This window comes from Streptomyces yaizuensis (assembly GCF_034961445.1).
GTDB lineage: Bacteria > Actinomycetota > Actinomycetes > Streptomycetales > Streptomycetaceae > Streptomyces > Streptomyces yaizuensis.
Genome location: NZ_BSBI01000004.1, coordinates 456,504 through 471,392, shown reverse-complemented (window position 1 = coordinate 471,392; position 14,889 = coordinate 456,504). Strand labels below are relative to the sequence as shown.

11 protein-coding genes and 1 pseudogene are annotated in these 14,889 nt (G+C 70.9%); 9 read left to right on the top strand and 3 right to left on the bottom strand.

The genetic code is table 11. The features are described 5' to 3' along the window. Positions 1-93: 93 nt before the first annotated feature. Positions 94-2,217, bottom strand: coding sequence for a trypsin-like serine protease (locus tag SYYSPA8_RS12910; RefSeq protein ID WP_323447243.1), 2,124 nt, complete (start codon positions 2,215-2,217; stop codon positions 94-96). A 73-nt stretch (positions 2,218-2,290) separates the two neighbouring features. Further along, complete coding sequence (locus SYYSPA8_RS12905) at positions 2,291-2,806, bottom strand: hypothetical protein (protein WP_323447242.1); 516 nt, start codon at positions 2,804-2,806, stop codon at positions 2,291-2,293. A 135-nt stretch (positions 2,807-2,941) separates the two neighbouring features. Between SYYSPA8_RS12905 and SYYSPA8_RS12900 the strand changes: the two genes are divergently transcribed. The 9 genes and pseudogenes from SYYSPA8_RS12900 (at position 2,942) to SYYSPA8_RS12860 (ending at position 13,714) form a co-directional block, all read left to right on the top strand. Then, positions 2,942-7,213: a polymorphic toxin-type HINT domain-containing protein gene (locus SYYSPA8_RS12900; protein ID WP_323447241.1), complete on the top strand. Its 4,272-nt coding sequence runs from the start codon at positions 2,942-2,944 to the stop codon at positions 7,211-7,213. A gap of 2 nt (positions 7,214-7,215) precedes the next feature. Further along, positions 7,216-7,734, top strand: a complete 519-nt coding sequence (locus SYYSPA8_RS12895) for an Imm1 family immunity protein (RefSeq protein WP_323447240.1) — start codon at positions 7,216-7,218, stop codon at positions 7,732-7,734. A gap of 1,226 nt (positions 7,735-8,960) precedes the next feature. Then, positions 8,961-10,379, top strand: a complete 1,419-nt coding sequence (locus SYYSPA8_RS12890; protein WP_323447395.1) for a sensor histidine kinase — start codon at positions 8,961-8,963, stop codon at positions 10,377-10,379. Beyond that, a complete protein-coding gene (locus SYYSPA8_RS12885; RefSeq protein WP_323447239.1) occupies positions 10,376-10,789 on the top strand; it encodes a roadblock/LC7 domain-containing protein in 414 nt (137 codons plus the stop codon). The genes SYYSPA8_RS12890 and SYYSPA8_RS12885 overlap by 4 nt, the downstream gene beginning before the upstream one ends. After that, a complete protein-coding gene (locus tag SYYSPA8_RS12880; RefSeq protein WP_323447238.1) occupies positions 10,786-11,160 on the top strand; it encodes a DUF742 domain-containing protein in 375 nt (124 codons plus the stop codon). Before SYYSPA8_RS12885 ends, SYYSPA8_RS12880 begins: the two co-directional genes overlap by 4 nt. After that, on the top strand, positions 11,141-11,767 hold the full coding sequence (locus tag SYYSPA8_RS12875; protein WP_323447237.1) for a GTP-binding protein: 627 nt from the start codon (positions 11,141-11,143) through the stop codon (positions 11,765-11,767). Before SYYSPA8_RS12880 ends, SYYSPA8_RS12875 begins: the two co-directional genes overlap by 20 nt. A 109-nt stretch (positions 11,768-11,876) precedes the next feature. Then, a pseudogene (locus SYYSPA8_RS12870) lies at positions 11,877-12,287 on the top strand (GAF domain-containing protein); the annotation flags it as partial. 96 nt (positions 12,288-12,383) lie between these two features. Beyond that, complete coding sequence (locus SYYSPA8_RS12865) at positions 12,384-13,592, top strand: acyl-CoA dehydrogenase family protein (RefSeq protein WP_323447236.1); 1,209 nt, start codon at positions 12,384-12,386, stop codon at positions 13,590-13,592. Further along, positions 13,589-13,714, top strand: coding sequence for a hypothetical protein (locus tag SYYSPA8_RS12860; RefSeq protein WP_323447235.1), 126 nt, complete (start codon positions 13,589-13,591; stop codon positions 13,712-13,714). Before SYYSPA8_RS12865 ends, SYYSPA8_RS12860 begins: the two co-directional genes overlap by 4 nt. On the opposite strand, the gene SYYSPA8_RS38485 is transcribed toward SYYSPA8_RS12860, so the two are convergent. Further along, positions 13,708-14,792, bottom strand: a protein-coding gene (locus tag SYYSPA8_RS38485) for an IS630 family transposase (RefSeq protein ID WP_456115159.1) whose coding sequence is annotated in 2 segments (ribosomal slippage) — positions 13,708-14,267 and positions 14,267-14,792 — 1,086 coding nt in all. Because the reading frame shifts where the segments join, the coding sequence is not laid out codon by codon here. The two genes, SYYSPA8_RS12860 and SYYSPA8_RS38485, sit on opposite strands and share 7 nt — an antisense overlap. Positions 14,793-14,889: the final 97 nt, after the last annotated feature.

Genomic DNA, 14,889 nt, shown 5'->3' with positions numbered 1-14,889 from the left:
CGCCCCTGTATCCCGGACCGCGGGCAGTATGGGGGTATCCATGTGCCGGTCCCGCCCTGGGCAGCGGGTGGGACCGGGATATTCGGATTGTTCTTACTGTTGCTGGAGGAGGGTGGTTCGGTCGAAGGCCCACTCGGTGGCCGGGCGGGTTGCGCTGACGGTGTGGCCGTTCAGCTTCCCGTCCGTCCTCGTGGTCCAGGTGAGCAGGCTGACGTTACCGGCAGCGTAGTTGTACATGGCGGCGAGGTCGTCGCGGCCATCACCGTTGAAGTCTCCGGTGACCTGCTTGATACGGGCGGCGTCGAAGTGGCCAGCGGGTGCGCTCCATGCCTGGTAGTAGGTGGTGAAGGTGCCCGATGTGGTGGCGGGGAAGACGTTGACGGCGTCGCGGCCGTCCGCGTAGTCGTACCAGGCGGACACGTCGTCGCGGCCGTCGGCGTTGAAGTCGCCCGCCCGCAGGGTGGTGCGGTTCCAGTCGCCCCAGGTGGTGGAGGACCAGGAGGAGATGGGGGTGAGGGTGGTGGCGGGGGTGGCGGTGAAGGTCCAGAGCTTCTCGCTGCCGTCGGCGTAGTCGTAGAGGGCGGCGATGTCGTCGCGGCCGTCGGCGTTGAAGTCTCCTGTGACCGTCTTGGCGCGGGACTTCTCCCAGCCGGTCTGAGTGGTCCAGGCGTTCACCGGAGAGTTGAAGCCGCCCTGGGCGTTGGCGGTGAAGATCCAGATGGTGTCGCTCTTGTCGTGGTAGTCGTACCAGATCGCGACGTCGTCACGGCCGTCGCCGTTGAAGTCACCGCTGTGGGGGGTCATGCGGGCGAAGTCCCAGTTGCCGGGCTCCACGGTCCAGGAGCGGAAGGGCTGATCGAATACACCGCCCAGAGGTCGTACAGCGCTCCTGCCGTTCCAGGTCCACAGGGAGACACGTCCGTCGGCACTGCCGTGGACGGTGGCGGCATCGCCCAGGCCGTCGCCGTTGAAGTCTCCGGTCACCGGCTTGACACGGGAAGCGGAGAAGTCGCCCGACGGGACACCCATGGGTGCCAGCTGCCAGTGGAAGGCACCTTCGGCATCGGCCAAGTAGCTGTGCAGCCTGGGTCCGTCAGCCTGGTCGTACCACGCGGCGACGTCGCTGCGGCCATTGCGGTTGTAGTCGTGTCGCAGCGCGGAACCGCTTGACCAGAGGGACTGGCCCTGGGTGTTGCGGAGGACAAGGTTGCCTCGGTCCTGGAGGACGAGGCGACCGCCGGGGGCGGTGGTCTTCGACTCCCACAGGACGGCGTCGGCCGTGCTGCGGACCGTGAGATTGCCGGCGGCGTCGAGCAGGGCGGTCGCGCCGGGGTTGCCCGAGGTGCCCGTCGACCACAGGGTCTTCCCGGCGTTGGAGGTGATGGAGAGGTCACCGTCCTTGCTCATGCTGAGGGTGCCGGAGGCGGAGGCGAGTGCGTCACCGGGGTGCAGCCGCTGACCGGAGGCGAGACGGTTGCCCAGCGGGGTGTTGTCGACGCGGGTGACGATGGCGTCGGTACGGGTCTCGGTCTCGCCGAAGCAGCCGCCCTGCCAGGAACGGGACGCCACACCGACGAGTTCCACCGTGCCGCTGGTCTCCCGCAGCAGCGGAGCACCGGTGTCGCCCTTGCAGATCGCGTCCCCCGCGGAGGCTCCCGTGATGTTCAGCGCGGTGCCATCGTTGGCTTTGACGGTGAATACGGCGGTGTGCAGGCGGTTGTGTACCCACTGTGTCCGGGTGCGGCCGTACCCGGCGACCGTCAGCCGGTCCCCTTCGGCCGCCTCCGTGGTGGCGAGCGGGACGGGAGTGATCCCGGTCGCGGGCTCCGCGAGAAAGGCGACCACCAGATCCCGGTCCGCGCGTGGCAGCAGTTTCACGACGTCGGTGACGTGGCCACCGGTCCCGGACAGGTCGGTGCGGCCGATGGTCGCGGTGGTCTTGAACGGCGGCGCACCAGCGGCCAGGGCCCCCGGCTGCTGGGGATCTGCGGCGAAGCAGGAGGCCGCCGTCACGATCTGGTGGGCGTCGATCAGCGCGCCGGTGCAGGTACGCCTGGCGTCACCGGTGCCGATCTCCAGCTTCGCGGTGAACGAGTGAGAGGCAGCGGGAGCTGCTGGGCCGGTGGCCGCGTGAGCAGGGGCGGGGGCGAGCACGCCGGCGGCGAGGACCGCTGCGGCACTGGCCAGAGCGGCAGTGCGGGAGTGTCGTGCGGACACGGAGGTTCCTTGGTTCTTGTGCGGAATGATCCGGGCCCCTGATCGGGTTCCGGGTGGGGGATCGGCCCGTGGGTCAGCTGGTGAGGCGCAGTTCGAGGAGGACGGAGGGCTTGCCGAGGTCGCTGTTCTCACCGATGGGGGTGTACTTGTTCTTGGCCGCGTCGACGAAGTGGGTCTCTCCCTCGGCGGTGAGCTTGGCGCGGACGGGGTGGTCCTTGGTCCACATCGCGAACACGTCGGGAAGCTCCATGGCGAGGTATCCCTGTTTGCCGGTGACGCTGAAGCAGAAGTAGTTGGCCCCGGCGAAGGACTCGATCTGGATGTCGTGGTCGTTCTTGCAGTCGGTGAGGGTGATGCCACCGTCTCCGCGCTGGAGAGTGATACCGCGTTCCGCAAGGTGCGCGTCCGCGCCGGGGTGGACGAAGTCCTCTACAGCCACGGGCATGTCGGTGACGGCCGGGGGCCGCGCCTGGCCGGGGGTGTCCTGAGGGGCGGCCTGAGCCACCGCCAGGGTGCCGAGCGCGGCGCACACAGCGGCGGCGATGAGGCCGCCGAAGCGCATCACGCCGCGGTTCCGGAGTGGGGTCATGTTCTTCCTCCCAAAGAGAGTGATCACAGTCACTTCACCATGAAATTAGCTTACGTAAAGTATATATAAGATATGGACAAACAGACCGTCAAGTGATGCTATCTGCATCTTTGATGAGGTCTGTGACACGCAACCATGCGCGGCGCTCGCTGCAAGACACGTGGCCCTTGCGAGGTAACGCCCGCTTGTTCTGGTTGTGGTGATTCAACCCGAGAAGAAGGGGTCCGGACGATGAGACCGGAACCGCGCCCCGCAGGGGCGCAGTCAGGCCGCGTGCAGCGGCGCAGACGTGAGAAATGGATGGGGAGAGCGCGCGGCGCAGGCAGCGTGCTGCTGCCCACCGTCCTGCTGGTGGGCCTGCTCGGGCAGACGCCCGCTGCCGCCACCGAACCGGGTGCGGAGCCGGATCCTGTTCTGTCACCGCAGGACCGGGGTTTTGTCCTCTACCAATGGGAGATCGGTGGCAGGGGGGTCCGGACCGGGGCCGAGAAGGCGCTGCGGGGGTCGGATGACGACATCGCCGCTTTCCTGAAGGATCTGGAGGGGATCCAGCGGATCGACGACCGCGTCGCGGCCGGGCGAATGATCAACGACGGTGGTCCGGCGGTGCGCGCCGCGGCCCTGACGGCGTTGCGTTCGCCCGATCCGCAGCAGGCGCGGGACTTCCTCAAGGACGGCTGGAAGAAGCCCCTGGAGGTCGACCGGCGGGCGGAGGCCGGCAAGATCATCAATGCCGGTGGCCGGGGTGTCAGGAACTCGGGTGTCAAGGCCCTGCAGGGCGCCCCCGGGGACGTGGCGCAGTTCCTGACCGAGGGCCAGCACAGGGCTCGTGAGGTCGACAACCGGGCCGCGGTCGGCAAGCTGATCAACTTCGGCGGGCCGAACATGAAGACAGCCGGCGAGATCGCGCTGAAGGGCACGCCGGCTGACGTCCTGGAGTTCCTGGAGATCGGGCAGCATGTGGCCCGCAGCCGCGACCAGGAACACGTCACCGTCGCACAGCTCGCCGAGCAGGCGGAACAGGCAGGCGCCCGGGCCGAGCAGGCCACCGAGGAGGCAATCGAGGCGAAGGACCGGGCCATCGCCTCCTCCGCGCTGGCCAAGGAAGCCGCGGAGTTGGCCGCTCAGGAGACCGAGGCCGCCGGCAAGGATGCCCAGAAGGCGGCCCGGCTCGCACAGCAGGCCGCCGACGCGGCCAAGGGCGCGGCGCAGGCATCCCAGCAGGCCGTCGCCGCGGCCGAAGCCGCGAACCGTGCCTCCCGGGTTGCCGCGCTGGCAGCAGCCCAGGCCGCCAACGCGGCTGCGGGTGCGGCCGATGCCGCTGCCCACGCTCTGAGCGCGGCCGCCGCAGCCGCTGGCGACGCGACCAAGGCCGAGGAGGCGAACAAGGCCGCGGCCCGCGCCCGAGCGGCGGCGGAGGGGGCCAAGAAGGCCCGGCAGGCCGTCGACAAGGCCATCGTGGCCACCCTCAAAGCCGCCGACGCAGCCCAGGCGGCACGGGGCGCCACAGCAAACGCCTATGCCGCCGCCGATGCAGCCGAAAACGCCAACCGGCATGCCGAGGCTGCGGGGGTTCATTCCTCCAAGGCCAAAACAGCCGCCGCGGAGACCCGGCGGCACGCCCGGGAGGCCGACCGGGCCGCCACCGCCGCGGAGAACCTGGCCCGTACAGCCGCCCGAGTAGCAGGCCAGGCCCGAGACGCCGCCGACTCCGCAGCCCGGCACGCGGAGAACGCCGCCCTTGCCGCAGAAGAAGCCGCCAGACACGCGGGCGACTCCGCCACCGCCGCCGCACAGGCCAACAAACACGCCGAAGCCGCCCGGCAGGCCGCCGAAGCCGCCACCACCGCAGTGACCACCGCCAAGGAGGTCTTCGCCCTCGCCCGGAAGACCGAGACGGAGGACTTGGCCACCCGCACCACCGCCGCCGTCGAACTCGCCCGCTCCCGCAAGGACACAAGCGACGAGTTCACCGTCGAGACGGCACGCGCCCTCCTGGACGTCAAGGACCTGCAGGACGACGCCGTCGCCCTGACCGCCCGGGCCGTGGCACCGGACGCCGACACCACCACCCTCGTCCCCCAGGGCCGGGCATTGGCACTGCGTGTCCTCAAGACTCACGGCTCCTGGCGGCAGGAGGCCGCCAGAGGGGCCCTGACGGGCGGTGACGAAGACGTCCTGGACTACCTGCGCACCGGCTGGGAACAGGCCGAACAGGACGAGATCCGCCAGCAGGTGGCCGACCTGGCCACCACCAGCCCTTACGACGCCGTCCGTACCGCCGCGGCCGCCGCCCTCACGGGCACCGCCGAACAGATCCGCACGTTCCACACCACCGGCCAGCATCAGGTGGCCACGGTCGACTACCGCGCCCGGATCGGCAAGATCCACAACAACGGTGGCACCAGCGTCAAAACGGCCGCCGAGAAAGCCCTGACCGACGGCAGCCCCAAGGCCCTGACCGACTTCCTCAACAGCGGCCAGTACCGGGCGCGCAACGTCGACGAACGCGCCGCCGCCGGAAAGCTGTACAACGACGGCGGCCCGGAGATGAAGGCAGCGGCGATGATCGCCCTGTCCGGCCCGGCCGATCAGCTGCACGCCTTCATCGAAGTCGGTCAGTACATGGCCGACCGCAAGGACCAACTCGCCGATACCCATGTCGCCCAGGTCCAGCAACTGATTCACGAAGCGGACGTCGTCGCCGCCAGGGCCCGGCAGAACCGCTGGATCGCCGCCGAGGCAGCCGCCCACGCCAACAAGGCCAGCGCCGAAGCCCAGGACGCCGCCGCGCAGGCCGCCGCCTCTGCCGCGGAAGCCATCGGCTACGCCGACCAAGCGCACACGTCGGCCGCCGAGGCTGCCCGATCGGCCGGCCAGGCAGGTGAATCGGCACGCACCGCACGCGCCGCCGCAGAGCGCGCCGAACACGACGCCGCGGCCGCCGAGGAATCAGCGGCCCAGGCCGAATTCTCCGCCTCCTACGCCCGCCAGTCCGCGTCCCTCGCCGACGAGGCGGCCGGCGACGCCTTCGTCTCCGCGCTCCTGGCGAACCAGAGCGCCAACGAGGCCAAGGGCCACGCCCGCCAGGCATGGGCGAGCGTGATCGAGAAGCGCGAAGCCGAACTCGCCGAAGCCCGCCGCAAGGCCGAAGAACAGCGCAAGCAGGCCGCCGAGGAGGCCAGCCAGAAGAAGAAGCGCTACTGCAACGTCAACCCCTACCGGGACGGAGTGCCAGGCTGCCTGCTGGCCTCCCATTTCCAACCCGGCGAATGGATCGTCGAGTTCCCGGCCAGTGACCCGTCGGTACTCAAACTCGCCGGCGAGATGTTCGGCGTCAACGACGCCCTCGAATGCCTCTCCGACCCGAGCTTCACCGGCTGTGCCATCGCCGGCTTCGGCCTGGTCCCCCTGGTCGGAGAGCTCACCTACGCCAAGTACGCGAAGTACCTCGACCAGCCCGCCTCGAAGAAGGTCGACGACCTCGGCAGCGACACCCGCTACGCCGAGATCGTGGCGAAATGCGTCCAGTGCTTCCTCCCCGGCACGCAGGTGCTCATGGCGGACCACTCGACCAAGCCCATCGAGTCCGTCGGACCCGGCGACCAGGTCATCGCCACCGACCCCCGCACAGGCGAGACCGGGCCACGCGCGGTCACCGACCTGATCGTCACCGAAAGCGACCGCCGCTTCAGCGAACTCACCCTCACCACCAGCCACGGTGAGGAACGCATCACCGCAACGGACGAGCACCCCTTCTGGTCCCCCTCCCACAAGGACTGGATCAAGGCCGCCGACCTGCGCGCCGGAATGACCCTGCGGGCATTCGACGGCACCACCGTCACCGTCCGGAAGAACCTCCCCCGCACCCAGTACGCCCGCACCTACACCCTCGACGTCGACGACCCCCATACATTTTATGTACTGGCGGGGAAGACACCCGTCCTCGTCCACAACTCCGAATGCCCGGTCTTCATCAAGCAGGCCCTGGAAGAACTCGCCGACAGGCATGTCACCACGGGCCGCATGTTTGACCCTTCGGGCAAATCCGTAACGGTTCAGATATCAAGCGGGAATCACGCCCCTGACGGCTGGCAGTCCATCCGCAAAGATGCCAGTGCGTTCCTTGAGGATCATCCCGAGATGGAGAAGCTCCGTAAAGGGATGAAAGAGTACTCCGCCGCGTACCACGTCGAGACCATGTACGCATGGTGGGTGAGGCAGGAAGTGCAGCAGGGCAGAGGCGATAAGATACCCAGGGAACTTGTCGTCGCCATCAACCATCCCGACGGCGTGTGCGCCGTGAGATACGACTGCGTTACAGCGGTCCCGGCAATCCTGCCCACGGGATGGAACATGACAGTATGGCATCCCAAGGGGAAGAGGCGACTGGAGGGGAAGGGATAGAGATGATACTCAACGCCATCATTCACAATGAATACCACCACGCGGAAACATGGCAGGAGATGTCCGCGGTCATCGACGAGATCATGACGAATCTGCGGTACGAGACCTTCAACAACCCCTGGACCGACCCCGGCGAGACCGTGTGCCTCATGTTCGACAAGGCACCGTTCACCGGCAAACCGGCCCCCTGGCCGGACAACACCCTGTGCGTCTCCGTCAATGCCTCCACCGGATACGGCGGGCTGACCTGGTACGTCGAAGATGAACGCGCCGCCCGGGAGCAGAGCGACATCACAGAGCACATCTGGGTGTCCGACAACCCGAACCCGCCCGCCTTCGACCCCCGCGTCGTGTCGGAGAGTCACTACCCTCTCTTCTACGACCCCCGCTGCACCCTGCCGGCCGCCCTGATCCGATCCGCGCTGGAAGAGTTCTGCCGCACCGGCACAGGCGATCGTCCGACCTGCGTCGACTGGACCCGCGGGCACATCAACGGACAGCTCCTCGACGCCGTCTGGTAAGCGGCCCTGGAAATCACCCACGCGTCCGGACAGGGGCGGTCCGCACTGCCCGCTCCCCACCTCTGAGGGGACGGGCACCGGACGCCCCACTGACCGGCGGACAAACTCTCAGACGAAGCCCCTGACAGTGGCCCCCACACACAAGAGGAGGCCACTGTCAGGCGTTTCGGGTGCCGCGATGCCGCCGCCCTCGCGCTGGAACGCAAGCGACTTGTATCGCTGGTCCGTACTGAACGCCTGGGGGCAGGAACCGACCCACGCGGTTCCTACGGGACGATTCTGCCGCGGACCAGGTCGTCGAGGGCCGCCCTCGCGGCCAGCACCGTGTCCGTCCGGTGCCACCGAGTCCGGCGTATGCAGGCAGGCGCCGCCGTCGAGGGCCTGCTTTCCCGTATGCCGGTTCCAGATCCGTGTTGGCTGACAAGCAGGCCCTCCGCTTCGCTGGCCGGGGCAAAGCGACGGGGCGACCGGCTCTGTCGTTTCCCAGCGGACCCGGCACCCGGAACATCCGGTATCCGGCATAGGCGGGTTTTGTCCCCGGGGGTCTGCGGAGGGGGCCGACAGTGCGTCGCGGGTTCCGGCCCGGCGTGCCGGTTCCCTCCTCCGGGCGCGGTTGCGGTATGGGGGAGGTGTCGTCGCGCCGGCGGAGCGGGGAACTTGCAGGCCGGGGGCCCGGTGCGGGCCGGTCAGCGCCGTTGGGTGCCGGTCCGGCCAGCGGCCGGCCGGTGGGCCGGCGCGGGTTGTCAACCCTTGGGGCGTGTCGTTTCCGCCCGGGATCCTGCATCCCTGATGCGACCTTCGGGCGGTTTCCACATGGTTTCGCCGGTTGGGTGTGCCCGGCCGGGCGACAGGTCGTGGGCGCTGGCGCCGGGCCCGGGGCGCAGGGCAGGGTGGCCGTGTCGGCCCGCTCCCCCGGGGTGGCATCCCCCGCCATCGCCGGGGAGCGGGGCGGACTGGTGACCATTCCCGTGATCTCCCCACCCCTTCTCCCTTGTTCCTGTGACGGACCGCGGCCGTGTGTGCGGCGGGTCGGTGCTGTCCGGGCCTGTTTCCGCTGAGGATCCTGCGCATGCGAAAACCTTCTGCCCGCCCCGTGCCGGCCGGTCGTGGCCGGTGGCCCTTACGGTCCCGGGCCCCGCGTCCGGGGCGCCACGCACCGGCGCCCGCCCCTGGCGACCTGTGGGCGCGGTCGATGGGCCGGGCTGTGGTGTGGGGGGGGCGTGCCCATGGCCGGGGCGGGCGCGGTCGCCGCCGTCCAGCCGGGGCCGGTGGCGGTGGCCGGGGCGTTCGCCGCCGCCACTGCGGCGGGCGCGGCAGCTGCCCGGACCGCGTACCGCCGGGCCGCGGGCGCGGCGCGCATGTGGCGGGAGGCGGGTGCGGTCGCGGGGCGGGCGCGGGAGGAGACGGCCGTGGCCCTGGGGCATCTGGGGGCGATGCTGTCCGCAGGGACCTCTGCGCTCACCGCCACCGGTCCGGCGGGCACGGTATCCGGCAGGGCCGGGGTGCTCCTGGCCCCTGCGGCTGGCGGGCCGCCGACCGTGGCCGGGCTGCAGCGGGAGCTGTTCGCGTTCCAGGAAGCGGTACTGGGGGCGCTTCAGGCGCTGGGGGAGGCGGGGTCGGCCGAGCGGGCGCTGGCCCGCCACGCCGCGCACCGGACGCTGGCCCTGTGCCAGCAGGCGCTGGGGTCGGTCGACGCCCTGGAGGGGGTGGTCGAGGACCCGGACCTGCTGGAGATCGCGTTCACCGTCGACCATCACGTCACCCGGGTCGTGCGGGGAACGGAGAGCCTGATCGTCCTACTCGGCTCCAGGCGCCGCCGCCCCGGCGAGGACACCCCGGCGCAGGAGGTGCTGCGGCTGGCCATCTCCGAGGTGAAGGAGTACCGGCGGGTGCGGGCCGGGCCGTTCGTGCCCGCGACCGCCATCGCCGGGCATGTGGTGCCCGAACTCACCCATCTGCTGGCCGAGCTGATCGAGAACGCCACCGCCTTCTCCCCGCCGGAGAGGGTCGTCGAACTGTCCGGGCGCCTGGATGCCGGGCGGCCGGGCCTGCTGCTCGTGATCCCCGACAGCGGACCGGGCATGAGCGCGGAGCAGCTCACCGCGATGAACCTCCTGCTCGCGCACGAGCCGGGACACGACGGCCGGGACCTGGTCTCCGGTGGCCAGATCGGCCTCACCGTCGCGGCCCGCCTCGCCCGCCGGCACGGCATCACCGTCCGCCTCACCCCCAACGAGACAGCTGGGGTGGTCGCCGAAGTGTGGTTACCTCAGGCGGCCTTGCGCACCGCCCCCGTGCCCGATCCTTCCGCCGCCGGTGATCCGACCGCTGCGGCGGCGGCGGGGAACGCCCCCGTCCCGGTGCCCACCGCACCGCACCGATTCCTGCCCCCCGAAGTGCCGTTGCCCGCGCCGGTGGGGGTGACGGGCACCAGCTCGGACACACCCACGCCGGACGGGGTGCGGATGCCGGGCCGGATGGCGGCCGGGCTCCGCCATCCGCGCCCACCCGTCCCTCCGTCCGCGCCGGCGCCCGCCCCGGCGCGGGCGGCCTGGGACGGGGCCGCCGGATTCCTCACCGCCGTACGCGACACCACAACACCCCCACCCCCGCCCGCCCCTGTTGAGGGAGAGAACCGGCCGTGACCGACCCCGCCGCCCGCTTGTCCGAGGACCCCCTGGAGTGGGTCCTGCGCAAGTTCACCGAGGACACCCCCGGCGTCAGCGCCGCGCTGGTCGCCACCGGCGACGGACTCCTCAAATCCCTCCACCCGCCCCTCGCGGAGGCGGACACGCTCAGCGCCGCGTTCAGCGGACTGCACAGCCTCGCCCGCCAGACCGGCGCGCTCTGCTTCAACACCACCGGCTACCAGGCCATCTGCATCGACACCACCAACGGTGTCCTGCTCCTGGTGAGCATCCCCGGCGGCAACGGCTTCCTCACGGCCCTCGCCGAACCCCGCGCCGACACCGGGGCCATCGGCTACGCCATGACCCGGCTGACCGCCCAGCTGCCCGAGCACCTGGGCACCGCCGCCCGCCGGGCCGGACCATGACCCCCCACCCTCCCCCGCCCGAGGCCGCGCCCGAGGCCCGGACCATCCGGTCGCTGCGGCCCTACGCGGTCACCGGGGGCCGGACCCGGCCCGTGTGCGACCTGCGGCGCGAGACCCTCCTCGGCACCGGGCTCCGCGTCCTGGCCGCCGGTGCCCTGCCCGAGCACCGCGAGGCGGTGCGCCTGTGCGAGCCCGGACCCCGGGCGGTCGCCGAACTCGCCGCCCTGCTCCAGTTGCCCGTGCAGGCGGCCAAGGTCGTCCTCGCGGACCTCGTCCACAGCGGCCGCCTCCACATCGCCTCCCCTCCCCTGGCCGAACGCCCCTCCCGCCCCCTGCTGGAACGAGTCGCCCGTGGCCTCCGTGCTCTGTGACCCCCGCCCCGCCCCCACCGCCCAGGCCGTGAAGATCGTCATCGCGGGCGGGTTCGGCGCGGGGAAGACGACCCTCGTCGGTGCCGTCAGCGAGATCACCCCGCTCACCACCGACGAGGCCCTCACCACCGCCGACACCTCCCTCGACCCTCTGGAGGGCATCAAGGCCAAGACCACCACCACCGTCGCCCTCGACTTCGGCCGCATCACCCTCCACCCCGACAACGCACACGACAGAGCTGGGGTGGGGGATGTGGTGCTGATGCTGTTCGGCACCCCCGGCCAGGAGCGGTTCTGGTTCATGTGGCGGGACCTGTGCCGGGGCGCGGCCGGGGCCGTGGTCCTGGCCGACACCCGCAGCCTGGACGACTACTTCGAGGCCGTCGAGTACTTCGAACAGGAACAGCTCCCGTTCGTCGTCGCCGTCAACGAGTTCGACGACGCCCCCCGCCACCCCCTGGACGACATCCGGCGCGCGCTGGACCTGACCCGTCCCGGCACCCCCGTCATCACGTGCGACGCCCGCCACCGCTCCTCCGCCCGCACCGTCCTGATGGTGCTCGTCGACCACGCCTGCGCCATGCTCCCCCCGGGAGAGGTACGGTGAGCGGCGACTTCCCCACCGGCCGGGACGCGCTGCCCCACCTGCACGACGACACCGCCCTGCGAATCCGGCGCCTGGCCAGCCTCGGACTGCTGGCCCCGACCCCCTCTTCGACCGCTTCGCCGAACACATCAGGTCCGAACTCGGCCTGGCGGTGGGCATCGTGAACCTCATCGGCACCCACCAGCACTTCACCGGCCTGTCCCAGCCCGCCGGCAGCACAATGGGCCGCACCATGGGCCTGCGGGAGGGCTTCTGCCCCCTCGTCGCCGACCGCCGCCGCCCCATGGCCCTCCCCGGCGTGTGCGCGGCGCCCCGTCTCGTCAGCAACATCGCCGTCTCCGCCTTCGGCGTCCGTGCCTACACCGGCGCCCCAGTCATCGACCCCGAGACCCACCTGGTCCTGGGCACCGTGTGCGGGATCGACCCCGAACCCCGCCCCGGAGACGCCCACCGCATGCTCGCCACGAGCAAAGACCTCGCCTGCGAACTCCACTCCCTGCTCCGCCACCGCACCACCTGAACCCACCCACCACCATCACCGTGATCAGGGGGACCACCCGACATGCCCCACCCCTCACCACCCACCACACCCACGGCTTCGGCCCCGGCTTTCGGGGTGGAACCGCGCCGCCGGCCACCGGTGCTCGCCGAGGAGGAACTGCGGCGCCGGGTGCGGGCCTTCGCGGAGGCGGAGATCGCCCCCCGGATCCCGTACCTGGAGACCGCGGGTGTGCCGGACCGGGCCCTGCTCGACGCCATCGCCCGCCACGGCTGGACCTCGATCACCATCCCCGCCCGGTACGGGGGCATGGACGCCGGGCACCGGACCAAGACGGTCGTCATCGAGGAGCTGTCCCGTATCAGCGGCGCGGCGGGCGCGGCCGCCCAGGCTGCCGAGCTGGGCACCGCGATGATCCTCAACCTCGGCAGCCCGTCGATGCGGGAGGAGTGGCTGCCGCGGATCGCGCAGGGGGTGTGCCTGCCCACCATCGCGGTGACCGAACCGGGCTCCGGCAGCCACGTCCTGGGGATGGAGACGACCGCCCGCCGCAAGGGCAGGGGCTGGGTCCTCACCGGCCGCAAGGACTACGTCGGCAACGCACACACCAGTGACCTGCACTGCGTGGTGGCCCGCACCGGGAAACCCGGCCGCCCGGACAGTCTGACCGCGTTCCTCGTCGAAACCGGCCGCCCCGGGCTGATGACCACCCCCCATCCCCGGTCGCTGGGGCTGCGCGGGTTCAGCTTCGGCGAACTCGTCCTGGACCGCGTCCGTATACCCGAGGAGCACGTGATCGGGACCGTCGGCGGCGGGCTCGCCGCCGCCTACTCCTCCAGCGTCCTGCACGGAAGGGCCAACCTCGCCGCCGTCGCCGTCGGCCTCCACCAGGCCACCCTCGACCAGGCCGTCCGCCACACCACCACGACCACCCGCTACGGCCGGCCTCTCGCCGCCCCGCCCGTCATCCGCCAGGGCATCGGGCAGATCACCGCCGCGCTGCGCGTCTCCCGGCACACCCTCCACGCCGCCACCGCCCTCCTCGACGCCGGACAGCCGTGCGACAGCGACCTGATCAGCGCCAAGTACCAGGCCGTGAACGCGGCCATCGCCGCCACCCTGACCGGACTGCGGCTCCACGGCGCGGCCGGCCTGCGCTGCGATCTGCCCATGGAGCGCTACCACCGCGACGCCCTGTGCCTGGAACCCCCCGCCGGGACCAGCGACATCCAGCTCCTGCGCCTCGCCGAGGACGCCCTCGGCGAGGCGCGCACCCCTGGTCCGTCCGCTTCCGCCACCCCCGCGGCTGAAAGGCACCGGCCGTGACCCGCCCCCGCCACGCCCCCAGCACGTCCACCCCGGCCCTGATGCCCAGCTACCCGCGCGGCCGCCTCGAACCTCCCCTGCAGGCCCGGTTCGAGGAAACCGTGACCACCTTCTACTACTGAGGTTGTAGGTGTGTTGTCGTCATGGTGAGTCCGGTTTCGGTGAGGCATCCGTTGAGGGTGTCGTTGCGGTACTGGAGTCGGCGGTGGCCGTGGCGGAGTGTGGTGATGAGGTGTTCTGGGCTGGTGAAGGCGGTGTTGGCCTGGCTGCTTCGTCGCAGCAGGGACCAGATGCCCTCGACGGGGTTGAGGTCGGGTGCGTAGGGCGGCAGGTGGGAGGCGGTGACCCGGTCCTGTGCGTCGATGAAGGCGCGCAGGCGGCGGTCCTTGTGCACGTTCAGGTTGTCCCAGATCAGGATGACCGGTCCGCCGAGCTGGCGGTGGGCAGCCTTGAGGAGGTCGCGGTAGGCGGTCCAGGCAAAGCTGCGGCGCCCGCCCCGCTTGTGGTCGCAGTGCCGTCTGGGCCGGTAGATCATGCGGGAGCGTTCGCCGGGCTTGTAGCAGACCAGGGCGGCGATCGAGCAGCGGCGCCGGGACCGGCCGCGGACCCGGATCACCGGGGTGTGGCCGCGTTTGGCCCAGGTGCGTGAGGTGGGCGGCGTCATCGAGAAGCCGGCTTCTTCCTCGAAGACGAGCCAGGCCCCGAGCGCCGCCGCGGTGCTTCCACGCGGGGCCGCACCTCCTTCACCCAGCCGGCCACCGCCGCCTCATCACGCTCCACGGCCCGCCTGGCGGGCATCTGGTGGCTCCAGCCGTGCCGCCGGAGCATCTGGGCGATGCCCGACAGGGTCATGGTCTTGTGGAACCGGCGCCCGATCAGTGTCCGGATCCGGTCCAGGGTCCAGGTCTGGTCCGGCCGGCCGTGCGCGGCAGGCCCTCTGGCCAGTTCCTCCTCCAGCGCCGTGAACAGGGCTCTGCCCAGTTTCGGACGGGACACCGGGCCGCGTGACCGCAACCCCGCCTCTCCCCGTTCCGTCCATGACCGCCGCCAGCGCTGGACCGACCGGACACTGACCCGTAACTCCTTCGCGACCGCGGCATTGGCATGCCCCGCCGCGAACATCCCGGCCGCCTCCAGCCGGATGCGTTCTCGAAACACCTGCCGTTCAGGGGACAGGCCCCCACCCTGCGGATACCTCATCTTCCAGGCATACCGCGACGATCAGCCCCTGTCAGCCCTACACGACACCACGCCTAAAAACTCAGTAGACCGGGATGTGCGGGAGGCGACCCCGCTG

Coding starts and splice junctions, on each gene's coding strand:
- SYYSPA8_RS12905 (WP_323447242.1), bottom strand. CDS start 2,806: ATGACCCCACTCCGGAACCGCGGCGTGATGCGCTTCGGCGGCCTCATC.
- SYYSPA8_RS12900 (WP_323447241.1), top strand. CDS start 2,942: ATGCGCGGCGCTCGCTGCAAGACACGTGGCCCTTGCGAGGTAACGCCC.
- SYYSPA8_RS12895 (WP_323447240.1), top strand. CDS start 7,216: ATGATACTCAACGCCATCATTCACAATGAATACCACCACGCGGAAACA.
- SYYSPA8_RS12890 (WP_323447395.1), top strand. CDS start 8,961: ATGGCCGGGGCGGGCGCGGTCGCCGCCGTCCAGCCGGGGCCGGTGGCG.
- SYYSPA8_RS12880 (WP_323447238.1), top strand. CDS start 10,786: ATGACCCCCCACCCTCCCCCGCCCGAGGCCGCGCCCGAGGCCCGGACC.